We start from the raw sequence: 16,377 nt of genomic DNA on the forward strand, positions 1-16,377 counted from the left end.
ATAACTATATATCCATCTTTTACACTACTTTGTACCCATTTTATAACTTTTATTCCGACATAAGACGACAAAATCAGCTATAGAAAAAACGTGTCTTTTCTAACTAAAGACACGTTCATTTGGACCCGAAGTTGTCACGAATAGCTTTTTGAATCATAGCTTCACACCGCTCCAGCTCTACTTTTAATTGTTTTTTATATAATTTAGCTTTCTCTTCTCCCTCATTTGTAAATGTATAATAAACCACTTCTTGAAGCTTCATTCCTTCTTTTTTACGCTTCACCTGTTTGAGGACACCGTCTTCAATCAAGTCATGAAGAGCTTTGTATACTTCAGAATGATTAGGTTTGAACCCAAAAGGTCGAAATTCATCTCTTAACACATCTAATAACCGAAGGCCATACAGACGCTCTTGTTCTGTCATCGTAATCATATATAATTTTAAGAAAGCACGTTGTTTTAATAGAAAACCACTGGATGTACGCTTTTCTCTCATCTCAACTTCCTCCTTCACATACTTGCTTTCATTCAGGATAATAGAAAGCTCTATACGTAATTATACTTTTTTTATTCTACATAATCCTTCTTTTTCACTCAAAATCTCTTTTTTTTCTCACATTTTTTCACTTATTTACGTGTTTTTCTCATTCTTTATAAGCAGGCATTGAATTTTCTTTTTTTCATATATATAGAAGGAATTTACGTGAATATAAGGAGGGGTTCCTTTGAGTAAAAAATATGAAGAGATTGATTGGGGTTCGATTCAGCATAAGGTAGAAGATATGCTTGGAAATCACTTTTGGAGCGATTTAAATCACATCTTGCCCAAGCGATTTCCAAACGTCGACTTATATGAAACCGATAAAGAAGGCATTATCGTCGTTGAGGTTCCTGGACTGCATTCAACTAACGACATTCAAATCAAGTTGGACGCAAATATATTAACAGTTGAAGGAAACGTTCCTTATGCTTATGAAGCATCTAAACAAAAGTTAAAGCTCAACGAACGCCATACAGGCATATTTTCTCGCACGGTCAAACTTCCTTTTCACTACACAGACGAACCAGTTCGCGCTAAGTACAAAAATGGATTATTGGAAATTCGACTGAATAAGATAGAAAATGATCAAACCATTGCCATACAATTTGAAGATGATTAACTGCACGTAACAAAAACCCTTCTGTTAGCAGAAGGGTTTTTGTTAGAGCGCTGAACTTAACACAATGTTTCCTTTTGGCGTCTTATTATTCGCATTCGGTTCTAAAGTAATCGCCATAACATCCCACTTTTCAGTCTGTTCTTTTTGGCTCATCGTATAGACCACTGTCCCGTTTCCATTTTTATCTGTTACAAAAGCACCTGCCGGATGAGGCTTATCACCTTTTATGAGCCACACCTGATAGACTTCATTCCCCTTTACGTTTTTCAAGTTATTCGCTTGAATGACCACATTTAAATTTCCACCTTTTTTCGTAAGAGATGCTGTTGCTTCGCCAGAAACGTTCGGCTCTGCCTGCAGCTTCATTGTTTTTTCAGATGTAAGAGGTTCGTTTTGAGGAGCAACCGAAACATTTGGTTCTTGTTTGCCTTTGTCTTCATCTTTCAACAGAAAGTAGCTGTTTCCTGCAAGGGATAAAAGAAGTGCCGCAGCTAATCCAATAATGATGGATTTTTTATTTGATTTCTTAGACGCAGCATGTTGTTTTTCATTTTTTAAAGCTATTGGTTCTCTCTTTGTCTCCCCTTGATCTTCTTCGAATACATTCGCAAGTATTCGCTGTTTCATTTCTGGCGGAGGAGATTGTTCTGGTGTCAAATACGTTAGATCTCCAAGAACTTCCTCCAGTTCTCTTAGTTCTTCTTGACAGCTTTGACAGTTTTTCAAATGCATTTCAAACTCTTTTTTCTCATGGGAAGTCAACTGATCATTATAGTAATCAATTAGTTTATTGCACATACTCATGAATCAGCTCTCCCTTCTGCATCAGTACCTAAATATGTTTTTAATTTCCGCAACGCTAATCGCACCCTACCCTTTACTGTTCCTAATGGGATTTGCTGCTCTTCTGCTACTTTTTGCTGCGTTAATCCCTTAAAATAAACGGATTGAATAATCTTTTTTTGGTCTTCAGACAATTTTGATACAGCGTGCCGTACTCTCTGCTGTTCTTCTTTCCACTGAAGCTGCTCGTCAATCTGAGGATGATCATCTTCAATAAAATCAAAAATCTCTTCTGAGAAAATAGGATCGGTTTTTCTTTTTCTCACAATATCAATCGCGGTATTTCTTGTAATCGTAAACAGCCATGATGAAAACTTCCCTTTTCCATCGCTGTAAACTCCCTTTCCTCTCCACAGCTTAATAAATACTTCTTGAACAGCTTCTTCAGCAATATCAGAGCTATTTGTTAACCGGTATACAAACGAATAAAGAATTCGCTCATACTTGTCATACAGCAGTTCAAGGGCTTTTTTGTCTCGTTCTTTTATTCTATTGTATAAGACAACGTCGTTTTGCTCTTTCATACCCTTCTCCTTTAACTCTTATGAGTCCTTATTATATAATCGAATTACCTTTGAATTCGGATCACTTTCACATCTTTTAAAAGTACCTTTATTTTTCAAAAATGACAAGTAATTATACTTTTTTTATGGAATAGGAGCGAAATTGTCCAATGAAACATTTAATTCTTTTTGATGGTATATGTAATTTATGTAATAGCAGTGTTCAATATATTATTAAACATGATGAACAAGCTTTGTTTTCTTTCGCTTCTCTTCAATCAGATTTCGGAAAGCAGCAGCTAGCCTCTCACGGCTTACTTCCTGAGCAATTAGACAGCATTGTATATATTCATGGAAACCAAAGATATGTAAAATCAACGGCTGCTTTAAAAATCGCCAAGCGCTTAGATGGACCCGTTAAATTTTTATATGCTTTCATTATCATTCCTGCACCTATTCGAGATATAGTATACAACTGGATCGCTCGCAACCGATATAAGTGGTTTGGCAAACAGCAGCACTGCATGCTCCCAACTTCTGATACGAAAAAGCGGTTTGTTGATGACTAAAAATGCTTGGGACATAGAGAAAAAACAGTTCTAAAGAGGACTATATTTATGTTAAGGAAGTCTATTCATTAAAAAATCCGAACTGATTCAACATTCTAATGAAAGAATGCTGAACTATAGTTCGGATTTTTCAGCTAACATATGGTTGTACGAGCTTTTTTAGCTTCCACCCATTGCTTTTTTATTCGTTGCTTCAATTGCCTGCTTTATTATTAAGGAAAAGTCTTGTTCTTTCATCACTTTTAACCCTTCGGCAGTAGCGCCGCCTGGAGTTGTTACTTGCTCTCTTAAAGACGCAGGATCTTTGGTTTCATGCAACATTTGTACAGAGCCATACATCATTTGAATAACTAAATCTTTGGCTGTTTTTTCGTCCACACCGTAAGCAGTAGTTGCATCAATTAACGATTCTGCAAAATAATATAAAAATGCCGGTGCACTGCCAGTTACAGCCGTTAGCTCATGTACTTCTTTCTCTGAACACTCATGCGCTTCACCAATTCCTTTTAAAATCATTTGAAGCACTTCTTTATGCTCTTTTGTGGCAGAAGTTCCAAGTGTATACAGTGACATCGATTGTCCAATCATAGCAGCTGTATTTGGCATAATCCAAGCGACAGGCGTATCCTGCGGAAGATGACTTTCTAAGTAACTCGGACCAATTCCTGCCGCTAACGTTACGACAAATTGTTGATTTAAATGAGTCGAAAGTTCCTTGAGCACGGAAGGATGGGCCTCGGGAGGCATCGCTAAAATAATAACATCCGAATTGTCAACTTCTTGGCGCCAATTTTGCGTCGTTTGTACGCCGTACGTTGTTTCAACACGCTGTAACCGCTCAATATCTCCGTTGTTTGACATCACCACTGTCTCAATACTGTCAGCGCTGCTCGTAACCAAACCAGCCGCTACAGCTTCAGCCATTCGTCCTGCTCCAATAAATAAAATTCGCTGTTTTTTCATCTGTTACTCCCAGTTATATGTCCAGAATTCTTCTCTAGTTAATAAACGTTCCATTTGCGGATAGTCAGATAAGCGATCGAAGTCAATTGCGTTCATCATTCCTTCTGTTTGAGAACGATGGGCTTTTAACGCTTCAATTTTTTTATCTTTCATCGCTGTTACATCAAAAATAACATCTGGTTCTCCAATATGTTCAATACGATCTTTTGAAAACGCATGACACCAAACAACCGGACGCTTTTCTTTTGGCATACGTTTTACCGCTTGAATCGTAGCTGCACCCGTAGCATTATGATCAGGGTGTACCGCAAAGCCAGGGTAATGCGTTAAAATGTGAGTCGGCTTTACATCGTTAATGATTTCTTCAATTTTATCTGCAAAAACATCAATATCAAGAAATTCCAGCGTTTTATCACGAAGCCCTAGCATACGCAAGTCTTGAATATCTAAAACGTTCGCTAAATCTAAAAGTTCTTTTTTTCGGATTTGAGGTAAAGTTTCACGGTTAGCAAACAGCGGTCTACCCATATTTCGTCCCATTTCACCTAGCGTAACACAGGCATATGTAACGGGCGTTCCTTTTTGTCTAGCTTGCGTGATCATTCCTGCTGCTCCATATGCTTCATCGTCAGGATGCGGAAATACAATTAATAATCTTTCTTCCATGTTCTATTCTCCTCTCTTTTCTGTTATGAAAACGGATGTTCACTTAATTGAAGGGCAACTGCTAAACGACCTTCAAAGTCATGCCCAGCTAGAAGAAGTCGGCCTTCTTCATCAATTTCCCAATCTGTTAATCCCTCTGCATAAATCCATCCTAAATCAATTTGAAGACCTACACGATAAGGACCTTCTCCAGTTATCTTTCCGTTTGAAATAGTGACTTTACCATTGCGAATAAAAGCCCCAACTGTCATTACTTTTTCATTTACGTGTGAAGCATATGCACCGTTTGTCGTTTCAAGGTGTACATATACGTCTTTATTTAAAAATGTTTGTATTTTTTTTTGGACTGTTTCTTTATGAATTGGTTGCACGCTTGTTACTCCTTTCTCATGTTCATAAATTGTATTGTACTAAAAATCATGAGCGAATCCTAATGTTTAGTTCTAGACTTTGAATTTCTTTATTCCATCGTTCATAATCATACATAAATGTTAATTCTTCCCAAGTCAACATACTGATTTCTTGAATGTCTATAATAATCTCAGCGAGTTCACGACTAAGCATACCTAGTTCTTTTCCTTCGACCAGCTTTTTTTTGTAACGATTAAAAGCTGGATCTAATTGTTCAATTTGTGCATAAATTTCATGGATAGAGCCATATTGTTGAATAAGAGGCAGTGCGGCTTTTTCTCCTACACCAGGAACGCCCGGAATATTGTCAGATTTGTCACCAAGCAATGCTTTTACGTCCACCCATTGACGAGGATGAATATTGTATTCTTCTTGAAAGTGCTTAAAGCCATAAACAAGATCGCCAACCTGCTTTTTGGCAATAATTTGCGAAATATGTTGATCTAGAAGCTGAAGCAAGTCTCGGTCATTGCTATAGATGTACCCTGGACTTTGCTTTTCCTTACTCCACTTGCTTGCAAGTGCTCCAATTAAATCATCTGCTTCATAAGAAGACAATGACATTTGATAAATGCCTACTGTGTCAAAAAATTGTTTTAACGTTTCGTACTGCTGAATCAGCGGCTCAGGCAGCTCTGCTCTTGTTTGCTTATATAGGGCGTATGTATCTTTACGTTTTGTATCCTCACGCTTAACATCCCAAGCGACGAAAATATGGCTTGGCTCATATTGGTGAATCAATGCATGCATTTTTTGAATCGTTACTCTCAGGGCATTTGTAAATTGGCCCTTACTGTTTCTTGTCAACGCTGCTTCATCTCTGCCATAAGAAGTAGCAAAATAACAGCGGCTTAATAAATTAAATCCATCAATTACTAATAGTGTTTCGTTCACATAGTCACGTCCTTTGAAAACTTTGCTCCTTTAGCTTTTAGAGCAAACATACTATAGCACTTGTTCTTTGCACGCGTCAATGAAGCGCAGAAAGCTCAAAACACGCCCATTTTTTTCTCTCAATGTAAATGTAGTATAAAGATGTTAAATTGTTGTTATGATTTATTCGTTTGACTTTTAGAACTTTTGACTATCCTATAAAATGAGGATGAAAGATCAATCCTACAAATGAAGGTGAAAAAAGTGAATAAAAACACGATGATTAAAACATTAAAAGTTATATCTGTTGTGTCGCTTCTCGCTTTGTTATTTATCATTGCTTATGATCGTTCCATGTCTACATCCATGATTATTTTGTTCAGTTCGCTCATTTTCTTTGTATTTGTACTTAGCGACTTTTTTTTCGATCGCAAGCCGTGGGGATTAAAAGGCCTTCAATTATATATATCACTGATGTTATTCATCATTGCCATTTTTGAAATGCATCAAGTTGTCAGTTCACTTTGCGTTATTTCCATTATGGCTCTACCAAAAGTTATTGACGAATTAGCTTAAGTGTGAATGATAAATGATAAAATCCATGATCACAATGATCATGGATTTTATTACGTTTTGAGTAATTTTTCAGAGATGCGAAGAGCTTCTTCTATGCCAAATTTACGCACTAAACTGATGGCTTCCTTTATTTCTCGTTTTTTCAAATCATGGGTCGGATTTAAATTTAACAACACTTGAATAACAACTAAATCCCGCATCGTAAACATCATATTCTTTTTCATATCTCGCTGAAATGTATACTGCTCTTTTAAGAGCCGGTCACTTATTGCTAACACTTTCGACTCCGGAAGATGTAGCTGCGCTCCTGCTTCTTGACAAGACCACAATTTTTTCACTCGATCTTCAGCATTCATATTTGCGACTCGTGCATATGTAATATCGCTGTTTTCTTGACGAATCTCTATCTCTTTCAACGTTGGCTTTAGCACCGTTTTTCGCTTGGAGACTTTTTTCTTATCAACTCCTGTATCCCTGAGGACTCTGCCGTGAACGGTGTAAATGTCGTATTCATTTTCTCTTTTTACATCTTGTTTATTGTATTTTGGAAAATAACCATTTACAAGCATCGTTCTCAGCATATCTAATTCTTTTTTTAATCCATGAACTTCAATATATCCAACAGCATAAATTTCTTTGTGGAATTTTTTTGTGTTGCTAACGCCTTTTCCTGCAACGTGAGCTCTTACTCTTTCTAATAGAGAGCCCGTCGTTGTTCCGATATACAAAAGCCTGCCGGGTTTATCAAAGAAAAAATAAATGCCGGGAGCGGAAGGCAATTGTCCTATTTCTGCTGTACTTAGCAGCTTCTGCAGTACCTGCATGACTGCTAAATCAATTTTCGCTGTCATTATTTTTGATAACCTTTTAACATTTCTTCATACACTTTTAGATGCGTATACACAGTTTGAAGAAGGGGTACGTGTATAGACGATTTTTCAGCTAATGTCAGCAAATATCCTTGAAGGTGGTCTCCTTCAATTTGAAAACTTTTTTCCATATCACGCTGCATCGATGACTTCATGTCATACGTCATTTTGTCCATCGTATTCATATGCTGTTCAATAATCCCTTCAGCTAATGGTGCATCGTATGCCATCATAATATTTTCAACTTCTTTAAAAAGCTCTTGTACGAATTGACGCCCTCCTTTTGCCGCTAGCACTGGGCCAACAGGTGCGCGCATAAGAGTGGTCATGCCTGACATAACCGTAATAAATAAATACTTATGCCACATATCCTGTTCAATATATGAACTTTTTACAAACAAAGCTTTTGTACCACTGAACGCTTGCTCAATCAGTTGTAATCTTTCTGTTTCCTTCTGCTTAAATTCACCGAATACAAGTCTGTGAGCGGGACTCGTCTGGACGACATCTCCATCTTTGTTTAAAGTTGTTTCAATAAAACACAGTCCTCCAATGACTTTTTCTTCCCCAAAAGCTTCTTGTAAAGGAACGACGTGAGCCATACCGTTTAACAAAGGTACGACAACTGTCTGATTCCCTACAAAAGGACGCACATCCTCAATTGCTTGTTTAAGATGATAAGCCTTAGTTGTGAACAAAATAACATCATAAGGCTCTTTCATCTCAGATTTTGTAATAGCTTGTACAGGTGAAGTGAAGTCACCGTGTATGCTCTTGATAACAAGTCCATTTTGTTCCAGCTCTTTTTTTCTGCGTTCTCTAACAAGAAAAGTAACATCCTCTCCTTTTTCCACAAGCCTGCCTCCAAAATAACCTCCAACACCGCCTGCGCCTAAAACTAATATTCGCATAACTTTTGCTCCCCTTTTTCTTTTTCTTTTATTGTAGCACAGCTAGTTTGAAATTTTATAATATTCTTATTTCATTGTATTTTGAGTTTTTTACAAAAGATAGCCATAGCGCTTTTAAAGTTGTTATAATGAATACAAAAAAGCATAAAAATTTACGCATAGATATTTATCCCCTCTTGGATATACTATTTACCAATCCGTAATCGGAAAAGTTTCGATTTAAACAATGTTATTTACATAGGAGAGACTGAAATGAAAACAGAAATCTACATTTTATCTGGATTTTTAGGCAGTGGAAAAACAACGTTACTTAAACAGCTGCTTCAGCAAGAAAAAGATCGTAATCGCAACATTGCTGTTGTGATGAATGAGCTTGGCCAAGTTTCGATTGACTCAAATGAAGTAGAAAAAGACACGCCGTTAAAAGAATTGCTAAACGGCTGCGTGTGCTGTACTATTCAAGGTCAATTTGAAACTCAGCTTCATTCACTTCTACAGGAGAACACATTGGATGCTATCTATATAGAAACAACCGGAGTTGCACATCCCATTGAAGTGTTGGATGCCTGTATGTCTCCTCTTTTTGCGCATCAAGTCACGATTAAAAGTATTATCACCACACTCGATGCAACAAGGTGGAAAGAACGTGGGTCCTTAAGCATTCAACTTCAAAAACTTCTTCAAGAACAAGTAAAACATGGGGATGTAATTTTATTAAATAAAACGGACATGCTGTCTGAGGCAGAAAAGTCTTCCCTGCTTTTTGAGGTTCAATCAATTAACGCTCGTGCAATAACATTATTAACGACATTTTCCCGCGTGAAGCTTGACGTGATTCAAAGAGCTCAGCTGTCTCAAAAACAGCCGCACCATAAGGCTCATGTTGAAGATCATCTTCATTTGAAAACATTTGTATATGAGTTTACAAAAAAAGTGGATCTTGAATTATTTGAAAATTGGCTGCGCCAAATGCCAGATACCATCTATCGTATTAAAGGCTATATGCGCTTTACTCATTCGGATGATACGTATTCGTTTCAATATTCATACGGCATGCCTCTATATATGAAAGAAATGATGAAGCTGCCCACCACTCTTGTCTTTATAGGGGAAAACCTCGACCACACTAAGATGAAACAAGAATTATTTAATCTTGAACAGCAGTCCAATTAAAAATCCCGCCTAGAGCGGGATTTTTTTTATTACTTATAAACAGGCATTTTGTACTCTGCGCAAAATTTCATATGCACGATTTCCAGCTAACTCTGTCAACTCTTCAAATTTTTCATCTCTTTTCAAATCAAGTTCAATAATTTCTTTTGCCAGCTCAATAATCTCTTCTTTTTTCAATTGTTGCACAGCCATTTAAAACGCCCTTCCCTTTTAGAATTTATGTATATTCTCACATTTATTTTCTATTCATCATTTTGAAAGCAAGTGGTTAACCACAAAGCTTTATCCTGTATGGTTAACCACTTGGGATCGAGTTAATCATTAGTTTATAGGACTCTTTTCCCTATTTCATTATTTATGTCACTTTTTCTCACATAGTAATTCAAAAATATAACATATATATGTTAGAATGTATTACATGTTATAAATTTTTGTATTTTTTTCCTTTATAATAATAACATACTACTACGTACTCAGGGGTGAGGGAGATTGTCTACGAATGAAGCGTCATATCGAGATAAAAAAGTCATGTCTATTGGGATTGTAAAAGAATTAACCGGTTTATCAGAAAGGCAAATTCGCTACTACGAGAAAAGAAGCCTGCTCTTTCCGGACCGAACCAATACGGGTATCCGGAAATATTCGTTTTCAGACGTCGAACGATTAATGGATATTGCCGATCGCATAGAAGAAGGAGTTCAAACGAGTGAAATACGCACAGAACTGGCCAAAAAAGATGAAGCGAGAAAAATGAAAGAAGTAAAAAACCAAATGCTTCAAGGTCAGTTGAACGCTCATTTCAAGCGGAAGCTATAAAGTATACATACGGTGACTTTCCCGTCTCCGTTTTTATTTCTTTACGGCAGACAAAAAAGCGCATATCTAAAGATATCCGCTTTTTTGTCCGTTAAGCTGAGCGCCCTTTAAAGAATTTCGGCTGATGAGAACTCATGAACTTAGTTTTAGATAAAATGAACATAACCGATCCGCCCCAAATGAACAAAAAGGCAATCATCTCTACGCTAGAAAACGGTTCATGATACACGAATACCCCTAATAAAAGCGTCATGGTAGGAGCAATGTACTGTAAAAAACCGACCATCGATAGCGGAATAAGCGGGGCCCCTTTAGCGAAATATAATAGTGGCATAGCTGTAGCAACACCGCCTCCAATTAAAAGAGCACTCAGATCAAGCGACTGAAGGGAAAAACTTGAAGATCCTTTCACTAAAAGAAAAATAAAATAAATAACTGCAATAGGTGCAACCATCATCGTTTCAATCGTTAATCCTACTTTTGCTTCTAATTGAATAGTCTTTTTTACAAGACCGTACAAACCAAAGCTAAACGCTAAGCTTAATGATACCCATGGGATATGCCCGTATGTAACTGTCATAACGATAACACCTATAGCAGCTAATCCAACAGAAGCACCCTGCCAAAAATTAAGCTTCTCTTTTAAAACGACTATACCAAGTAAAATACTAACGAGCGGGTTGATGTAGTAACCTAAACTTGTTTCAATAATATGATTATGGTTAACCGCCCAAATGTAAACGAACCAGTTGATGCTGATCAGCACTGAAGCCACAAATAAAATGACCGCTTGTTTCGTATTACGAAATAATAAACCAAGCGTCTTCTTTAAAGCACTCATTTGCTTTGTCACAAGCAAAAGTAAAAGCATAAAAACAAATGACCATATGACACGGTGAGCGAGTATTTCATTCGCATTCACCTCGCCAAGAAGCTTCCAGTAAAGCGGAAAAAGCCCCCACATAACGTAAGCGCTGGCTGTATAAACAATACCTGCTCGTTTAGAATCTTGATTCATTTCTCAACCTCTTTTCTTTATCTCTCTGTCTCTTATCATTATAGATGCATTTACCTCTTTTTTATAGCTTTATTTTGCCTATCGAAATAGCTCATTAAAAAAAACGATCGCTTTTAGCTCGACCGTTTTTTATACCTTATTTTTTAGGCTGTTTAAATACTTTGGCACTGCGAATATATTCTACATCTTGTACATTTTCTCGCGCGTTAGCGATTCGAGCCGCAGCAAAGAAATAATCGGATAAACGATTTAAATACTGAAGCACCGCCGCATTAATTTTATACTCACGCTGCACGCCAACAACAAGCCGTTCTGCGCGGCGTGTAATCGTCCGGCAAATATGAAGCGTTGTCGCTGCAGGTGTGCCTCCAGGTAAAATAAAACGCTCAATGGCCGGCGCTTCTGACATATAGACATCAATGCGCTTTTCAAGTACTGATATCATGTCGTTTGTTACTTTGTACGGATGATCATCTTTTGCAAATGCTAAATCACTTCCACAGTCAAAAAGCTCATGTTGAATCGTAATTAGCTCTTCTTTTACATCTTTTAATGTTGTTTCATCCAGCTGATAAATCGCTTGACCTACAAAGCCATTTAGCTCATCAATCGTACCGTATGCTTCCACTCGAATATCATCTTTATTTACTCGTCCTCCAATTAAGCTTGTCTGCCCTTTGTCCCCTGTTTTTGTGTAAATGTTCATTATATTTCCTCCTTCAATCGATTAGCAATTCCGTACCAAATGTGATCTACTTTCCGGGCATATGCCGCTAAATGCTGATACGCATACCCGCATTCATCTCTCCACTGCCGCTCTGTTGGATCTAAAGGAACAATCCCTTTGCCGACTTCAGTTCCAATCACTATTAACTTTTCCCATACACCGCTGTCTCTCCACTTCTGTATTAACTTTTTAACAACAAGGTGCGGAGACTCCAGCTCGCTATGTATTAATTCCTTAACATAGTGCTCAAATCCTTCTAGCACTATGTAACTTTCTTCGAACTCAAGCGCTGGTAAAACAGGGTCTTCATACAAACAATGCCATTTTACCGACTCACTGGCATAATGCTGCTTCACCCATTTTCTTTTGCCGGTAAATGCACCGCCGAATACGAAATGCATGCTCTTCTCTCCTTTGCCTGTTTGTATGATGTACACGCTACTGAAAAACCTTCTCCATAAGAAAAAGAAACATCCCAAAGCGACGCTGTCTGTTTAAAGTGGGATGCAAGTAAACGCAGTGGTCCGCCGTGTGAAACAATAGCAATGTGACGCAATTGCTGACTGGCCGCCAAATCGACCGCTTCTTCCCACGCTGCCCAAATTCGGTTTGAAAAGCTTGAGAAGCTTTCACCATTCGGAGGCGTATGTTCTGTCCAGTGATCAATCCAATTTCTATACGCCCGTATGTTTTTTAAATCTTCATACGTCTTCTCTTCCCAATCTCCAAAATGCAGCTCACGCCAATTTTTACTTTTAACCACCTGAGATTTTGGAAAAACAACTGCACTTGTTTCTAGCGCTCTTTTTAAGTCACTGGAAATAACGAGCTGAGGTTCTAGAAAAAGCTCTTTCAATTCATTTTTCCCTTCTATACTTAAAGGCGGATCACTCCACCCTATATATTTTTTCTGTTGATTTTCAAGCGTCATGCCGTGACGAATACATGTGATAACCAAAGAATTATCCATAAAAGCGTTTCTCCTCCTTCAATGGTTGCCCCTATAACATCTCCTGTTACGCCACCAAACTGCGAACGATAAAATCGTATCCAGAGCCATAGAAAACCGGCAAAGAAAAGAATAATGAATTTATTGTCCATAAAAATAACGAAAATAGCAACTAAGAATAGGCTCATGATGATAAATCCGTAAATAGACCGTTTGGTGACTCCTTTTTGAAAATATGCAGCCAGACCCGTCTCTTTAGCGGGCTTATCTCTCAACAACAAAAAGGCTGCTCCAATTCTTGGAAGCGTAAAGACAATTAAGCATGCCCAAATTGATAAAGAAGAAAGAGACACTAATTCATAGATCGCACTAAAACGCAGCAGCAGCAGAACCATAAGAGAAAGAATAGCAAAAGACCCAACGTGCGGATCACTTAAAATCTGCAGTTTTTTTTCCTTTGACTGATGAGAAAAATACGCATCGCTTACGTCCATCCAGCCGTCTAAATGAAGGCCACCCGTTAAAACAAGCGGTAAAAGCAAAACTAAAATACTATCAACAATCGTAGTGATAGGTGAAGATTGAAGCAGCTGTAAAAAGCTATAAAACATCAAGCCTAGTAACATACCAATCCAAGGCAGCACAAAAAGTGAGCGTGCCGTTCTTTTTTCAGTCCATTGAACGGTTTTAGCCAGTGGTAAGATCGTAAAAAACTGGAGAGAAATTCGTAGTATAGCTATCCATTCTTTCATATATCTACACATTCCTTTCCTTTTTTAAAACGATAAATTCCCGCTTCTACACAAATAGCCACATCTGCTTTTTCTACAATATACTGATGTAATTTCCCTAACATCTTCATATAGCTATATGTGGGCTCTTCTAATACGCCCGCTTCAAACAGTTCATTAGATACTAGCACAACCGGCTGAGACTGCGCAAACAGCTTATCGAGCGTTTCTATCATATGAAGAAAAACCGCTTGTTTCCCTTCTTTTGTTTGCCACCTTCTTTCTGTTAAAAAAAGCTCATTGGCAAGCCAATTCGTGACACAATCCAAAAGTATAGCATCATCACTTTGAAGATTTGGCAAAATTTGTTGTAAATTTACAGACTGTTCGATCGTTATCCAAGGCGTGTTCGCTGCTTGGCGTTCTTTTTGATGAAGCTGGATGCGTTTTTGCATTTCCTTATCTGTTTGCCTGCTTGTGGCAATATAAACAGCGCGCTTTGTACAAAAAGTTTGAACCATATTCTCCGCTCCACGTGATTTTCCGCTTCGAACGCCTCCGCTAATAAAGATGATCATATTTCATCGAGTCCTTGTTTGATTATTTTAAGTAAATAGTCATTTTCTTCTTTCGTTTTCACGGCCAAACGGATATAGCGTCCATTTAAAAATGGAAAGTTTTCAGTATGACGAGCTACCACGCCATGGCTTGCTAAATAGACAAGCCATTCGCGCGTTTTAATAGAAGACGGAACGCTGCAAAGATAATAGTTTGTTTGAGAAGGAGAAACCAAAAGCCCCCATTCCTTTAGTTGACTCAAGATCCGCTCCCGTTCTTGTTTAATATAATGTACGGTTTTTTTCACAAAATCTTTTTCATCCACACATATCATTCCTACTTGCTGCGACAATCCATTTACACTCCAAGGAGGCTGCTTTTTAGACATCTTGCTAATGATTTTTTCATTTGCCAAAATATAGCCAAGACGAAGCCCGGCAATATTAAACATCTTTGTCATGGAACGCACCACAATGATATGCTCATAATCCAGAATAAGAGAATCAAATGAAGGCTGATGTTCGACAAAATCAATGAATGCCTCATCAATTATTAAGTATGTACCATGATGAGCAGCAGCTTTTACTACTTTCATCCATTCCTCATGACTATACATAACACCCGTTGGATTATTTGGATGGCAAATCCACAGTACTTTTATGTCCGGAAGAATACTCATAATCAACTCTATATCCCAGCTCCAGCCATTTTCTTCAGCTAAAGGAACGTATGTCACTTCACATCCATAAGCTTTACTTGCCTGTTCATATTCAACGAAGGTCGGCTGTACAATCCCTGCTTTCTCTCCTGAAAATAACGAAGCAATAAGGAAAAACGCTTCAGCGGCGCCATTTGTAGGCAGCACTTGAGCAGCTGAAACATGATGATGAGCTGCAAGTTTATTTTTCAGCTCTGTTACTTGAGGATCAGGATAACTAAACGCTGCATCCTTGAATTCGTTCCACTTTTCGTGAAGCACAAGGGGAGCCCCTAAAGGATTTGTATTCACGCTAAAGTCTTTTATATGCGATAAATTCTCGGCCCCTATTGCTTTTAAAAAGACATTAGGATTAGCTCCATGTGTAGGTAATAGCACTAATAACTCCTCCTAACAAAAGATATAATAACCACGTAGCATAGACCGTCCTTTTCATAATGAAAACAGCTTGTTCAATATGACCGGCTTGCAGGGGAATGAGTGGTTCACCCATTTTTGCACGATTAGATTCTATGCCTTTATATGTATTAAGCCCGCCGAGTTGAATACCTAAAAGAGCAGCCACTGCGCTTTCCCCGTATCCGCTATTTGGGCTTGGATGCTTCTTAGCATCACGCTTAATCAAACTCGTTACATGCCCAAGAGAATACTGGCTTTTTACTACATTAACAGCCGTCATCACTACTGCAGTTAGCCGACTTGGAATATAGTTTAATACGTCATCGGTTTTTGCACTAAAGTAGCCGAACAGAAAGTAGCGGTCATTTTTGTACCCAACCATCGAATCACATGTGTTAATAGCTCGGTAAAAAAAGGCTAGGGCTCCTCCTCCTATAAATGCATAAAAAAGCGGAGCTGTAATACCATCACTTGTATTTTCAGCCACGGTCTCTACCGTCGCTCTGGCAATTTCTCCTTCTGACAAACGATCTGTATCTCGTCCCACAATCATACTTACTTCATATCTAGCTTTCTCCATATCTCCTAGCTGAAGCGGCTTTTGTACCTTATAAGCAGCTTCGCTTAAAGAACGAGTGGATATAGTAGTCGCAATCATTACGCCCTCTACTAAAACACCTGCTATAAAATCAACTCCGTACAAAGCATGGAGGAACAAAAAGGGAACAACTCCTGCTAGCACAGCCATACTTATCACAAGAAGCAATCCTTTGAATCGTTTTCCTACACCTTTATTTAATCTGGAATCCATCCAATAAATCCACTTGCCAAACCAGCGAACGGGATGCGGCCAATTTTCGGGGTCGCCTATCATTCGGTCAATTAGTAAAGCAATCGTCATGGCCGTCATGTGTGCAATTATCGCTTGTGTAATACTCATTTTT

23 protein-coding genes are annotated in these 16,377 nt (G+C 38.1%); 5 read left to right on the forward strand and 18 right to left on the reverse strand.

The window, feature by feature from the left end; translation table 11 throughout:
- Positions 1–115: 115 nt before the first annotated feature.
- Positions 116–496, reverse strand: coding sequence for a replication termination protein (locus tag ACFX4N_RS04495; protein ID WP_013056721.1), 381 nt, complete (start codon positions 494–496; stop codon positions 116–118).
- Between the two features lie 229 nt (positions 497–725).
- Between ACFX4N_RS04495 and ACFX4N_RS04500 the strand changes: the two genes are divergently transcribed.
- Positions 726–1,160: an Hsp20/alpha crystallin family protein gene (locus ACFX4N_RS04500; protein WP_013056720.1), complete on the forward strand. Its 435-nt coding sequence runs from the start codon at positions 726–728 to the stop codon at positions 1,158–1,160.
- 42 nt (positions 1,161–1,202) lie between these two features.
- On the opposite strand, the gene ACFX4N_RS04505 is transcribed toward ACFX4N_RS04500, so the two are convergent.
- Together ACFX4N_RS04505 and ACFX4N_RS04510 are read right to left on the reverse strand one after the other, a co-directional pair.
- On the reverse strand, positions 1,203–1,964 hold the full coding sequence (locus ACFX4N_RS04505) for an anti-sigma factor (protein ID WP_057273049.1): 762 nt from the start codon (positions 1,962–1,964) through the stop codon (positions 1,203–1,205).
- Positions 1,961–2,527: an RNA polymerase sigma factor gene (locus ACFX4N_RS04510; RefSeq protein WP_013056718.1), complete on the reverse strand. Its 567-nt coding sequence runs from the start codon at positions 2,525–2,527 to the stop codon at positions 1,961–1,963. The genes ACFX4N_RS04505 and ACFX4N_RS04510 overlap by 4 nt, the downstream gene beginning before the upstream one ends.
- A gap of 149 nt (positions 2,528–2,676) precedes the next feature.
- Between ACFX4N_RS04510 and ACFX4N_RS04515 the strand changes: the two genes are divergently transcribed.
- Positions 2,677–3,075: a thiol-disulfide oxidoreductase DCC family protein gene (locus ACFX4N_RS04515; protein WP_013056717.1), complete on the forward strand. Its 399-nt coding sequence runs from the start codon at positions 2,677–2,679 to the stop codon at positions 3,073–3,075.
- A 159-nt stretch (positions 3,076–3,234) separates the two neighbouring features.
- On the opposite strand, the gene proC is transcribed toward ACFX4N_RS04515, so the two are convergent.
- Genes proC through ACFX4N_RS04535 form a run of 4 tightly spaced genes read right to left on the reverse strand, consistent with a single transcriptional unit; the run spans position 3,235 to position 6,009 of the window.
- Entirely contained in the window at positions 3,235–4,038 is an 804-nt protein-coding gene (gene proC / locus ACFX4N_RS04520; protein ID WP_057273048.1) for a pyrroline-5-carboxylate reductase, read from the reverse strand.
- Positions 4,039–4,041: 3 nt separating this feature from the next.
- Positions 4,042–4,704, reverse strand: coding sequence for a bacillithiol biosynthesis deacetylase BshB2 (gene bshB2 / locus ACFX4N_RS04525; RefSeq protein ID WP_013056715.1), 663 nt, complete (start codon positions 4,702–4,704; stop codon positions 4,042–4,044).
- Between the two features lie 23 nt (positions 4,705–4,727).
- Positions 4,728–5,075, reverse strand: a complete 348-nt coding sequence (locus ACFX4N_RS04530) for a YojF family protein (protein WP_013056714.1) — start codon at positions 5,073–5,075, stop codon at positions 4,728–4,730.
- Between the two features lie 46 nt (positions 5,076–5,121).
- On the reverse strand, positions 5,122–6,009 hold the full coding sequence (locus ACFX4N_RS04535) for a 5'-3' exonuclease (protein ID WP_057273047.1): 888 nt from the start codon (positions 6,007–6,009) through the stop codon (positions 5,122–5,124).
- Positions 6,010–6,252: 243 nt separating this feature from the next.
- Here ACFX4N_RS04535 and ACFX4N_RS04540 point away from each other — a divergent pair, with 243 nt between their 5' ends.
- Positions 6,253–6,564: a hypothetical protein gene (locus ACFX4N_RS04540; protein ID WP_016763842.1), complete on the forward strand. Its 312-nt coding sequence runs from the start codon at positions 6,253–6,255 to the stop codon at positions 6,562–6,564.
- 50 nt (positions 6,565–6,614) lie between these two features.
- On the opposite strand, the gene ACFX4N_RS04545 is transcribed toward ACFX4N_RS04540, so the two are convergent.
- Together ACFX4N_RS04545 and panE are read right to left on the reverse strand one after the other, a co-directional pair.
- A complete protein-coding gene (locus ACFX4N_RS04545; protein ID WP_013056711.1) occupies positions 6,615–7,415 on the reverse strand; it encodes a GIY-YIG nuclease family protein in 801 nt (266 codons plus the stop codon).
- On the reverse strand, positions 7,415–8,344 hold the full coding sequence (gene panE, locus ACFX4N_RS04550) for a 2-dehydropantoate 2-reductase (RefSeq protein WP_057273046.1): 930 nt from the start codon (positions 8,342–8,344) through the stop codon (positions 7,415–7,417). Before panE ends, ACFX4N_RS04545 begins: the two co-directional genes overlap by 1 nt.
- Before the next feature lie 252 nt (positions 8,345–8,596).
- On the opposite strand from panE, the gene ACFX4N_RS04555 reads away from it, so the two are divergent.
- Positions 8,597–9,517: a CobW family GTP-binding protein gene (locus ACFX4N_RS04555; protein WP_013056709.1), complete on the forward strand. Its 921-nt coding sequence runs from the start codon at positions 8,597–8,599 to the stop codon at positions 9,515–9,517.
- 33 nt (positions 9,518–9,550) lie between these two features.
- On the opposite strand, the gene ACFX4N_RS04560 is transcribed toward ACFX4N_RS04555, so the two are convergent.
- Positions 9,551–9,709 carry a hypothetical protein gene (locus tag ACFX4N_RS04560; protein WP_013056708.1) on the reverse strand — a complete coding sequence of 53 codons (159 nt, stop codon included), beginning with the start codon at positions 9,707–9,709 and terminating at the stop codon, positions 9,551–9,553.
- 297 nt (positions 9,710–10,006) lie between these two features.
- On the opposite strand from ACFX4N_RS04560, the gene ACFX4N_RS04565 reads away from it, so the two are divergent.
- Positions 10,007–10,333 carry a MerR family transcriptional regulator gene (locus tag ACFX4N_RS04565; protein ID WP_013082852.1) on the forward strand — a complete coding sequence of 109 codons (327 nt, stop codon included), beginning with the start codon at positions 10,007–10,009 and terminating at the stop codon, positions 10,331–10,333.
- A gap of 91 nt (positions 10,334–10,424) precedes the next feature.
- Here ACFX4N_RS04565 and rarD read toward each other — a convergent pair whose 3' ends face one another.
- The 8 genes from rarD to cbiB form a co-directional block, all read right to left on the reverse strand.
- Positions 10,425–11,351 carry an EamA family transporter RarD gene (gene rarD, locus ACFX4N_RS04570; RefSeq protein WP_013056706.1) on the reverse strand — a complete coding sequence of 309 codons (927 nt, stop codon included), beginning with the start codon at positions 11,349–11,351 and terminating at the stop codon, positions 10,425–10,427.
- Between the two features lie 136 nt (positions 11,352–11,487).
- Positions 11,488–12,057 carry a cob(I)yrinic acid a,c-diamide adenosyltransferase gene (locus ACFX4N_RS04575; protein ID WP_013056705.1) on the reverse strand — a complete coding sequence of 190 codons (570 nt, stop codon included), beginning with the start codon at positions 12,055–12,057 and terminating at the stop codon, positions 11,488–11,490.
- Positions 12,057–12,479, reverse strand: a complete 423-nt coding sequence (locus ACFX4N_RS04580; protein WP_029321350.1) for a bifunctional adenosylcobinamide kinase/adenosylcobinamide-phosphate guanylyltransferase — start codon at positions 12,477–12,479, stop codon at positions 12,057–12,059. Before ACFX4N_RS04580 ends, ACFX4N_RS04575 begins: the two co-directional genes overlap by 1 nt.
- Positions 12,431–13,048, reverse strand: a complete 618-nt coding sequence (locus ACFX4N_RS04585) for a histidine phosphatase family protein (protein WP_057273044.1) — start codon at positions 13,046–13,048, stop codon at positions 12,431–12,433. Before ACFX4N_RS04585 ends, ACFX4N_RS04580 begins: the two co-directional genes overlap by 49 nt.
- Positions 13,006–13,779, reverse strand: coding sequence for an adenosylcobinamide-GDP ribazoletransferase (cobS, locus tag ACFX4N_RS04590; RefSeq protein ID WP_013056702.1), 774 nt, complete (start codon positions 13,777–13,779; stop codon positions 13,006–13,008). The genes ACFX4N_RS04585 and cobS overlap by 43 nt, the downstream gene beginning before the upstream one ends.
- Positions 13,776–14,336 (reverse strand): bifunctional adenosylcobinamide kinase/adenosylcobinamide-phosphate guanylyltransferase, encoded by a 561-nt coding sequence (locus ACFX4N_RS04595; RefSeq protein WP_377260904.1) that lies wholly within the window; start codon positions 14,334–14,336, stop codon positions 13,776–13,778. Before ACFX4N_RS04595 ends, cobS begins: the two co-directional genes overlap by 4 nt.
- Entirely contained in the window at positions 14,333–15,412 is a 1,080-nt protein-coding gene (gene cobD / locus ACFX4N_RS04600; RefSeq protein WP_057273042.1) for a threonine-phosphate decarboxylase CobD, read from the reverse strand. The genes ACFX4N_RS04595 and cobD overlap by 4 nt, the downstream gene beginning before the upstream one ends.
- Positions 15,387–16,373, reverse strand: coding sequence for an adenosylcobinamide-phosphate synthase CbiB (gene cbiB, locus ACFX4N_RS04605; RefSeq protein WP_057273041.1), 987 nt, complete (start codon positions 16,371–16,373; stop codon positions 15,387–15,389). Before cbiB ends, cobD begins: the two co-directional genes overlap by 26 nt.
- Positions 16,374–16,377 lie beyond the last annotated feature (4 nt).

The organism is Priestia sp. YIM B13551 (assembly GCF_042787905.1).
GTDB lineage: Bacteria > Bacillota > Bacilli > Bacillales > Bacillaceae_H > Priestia.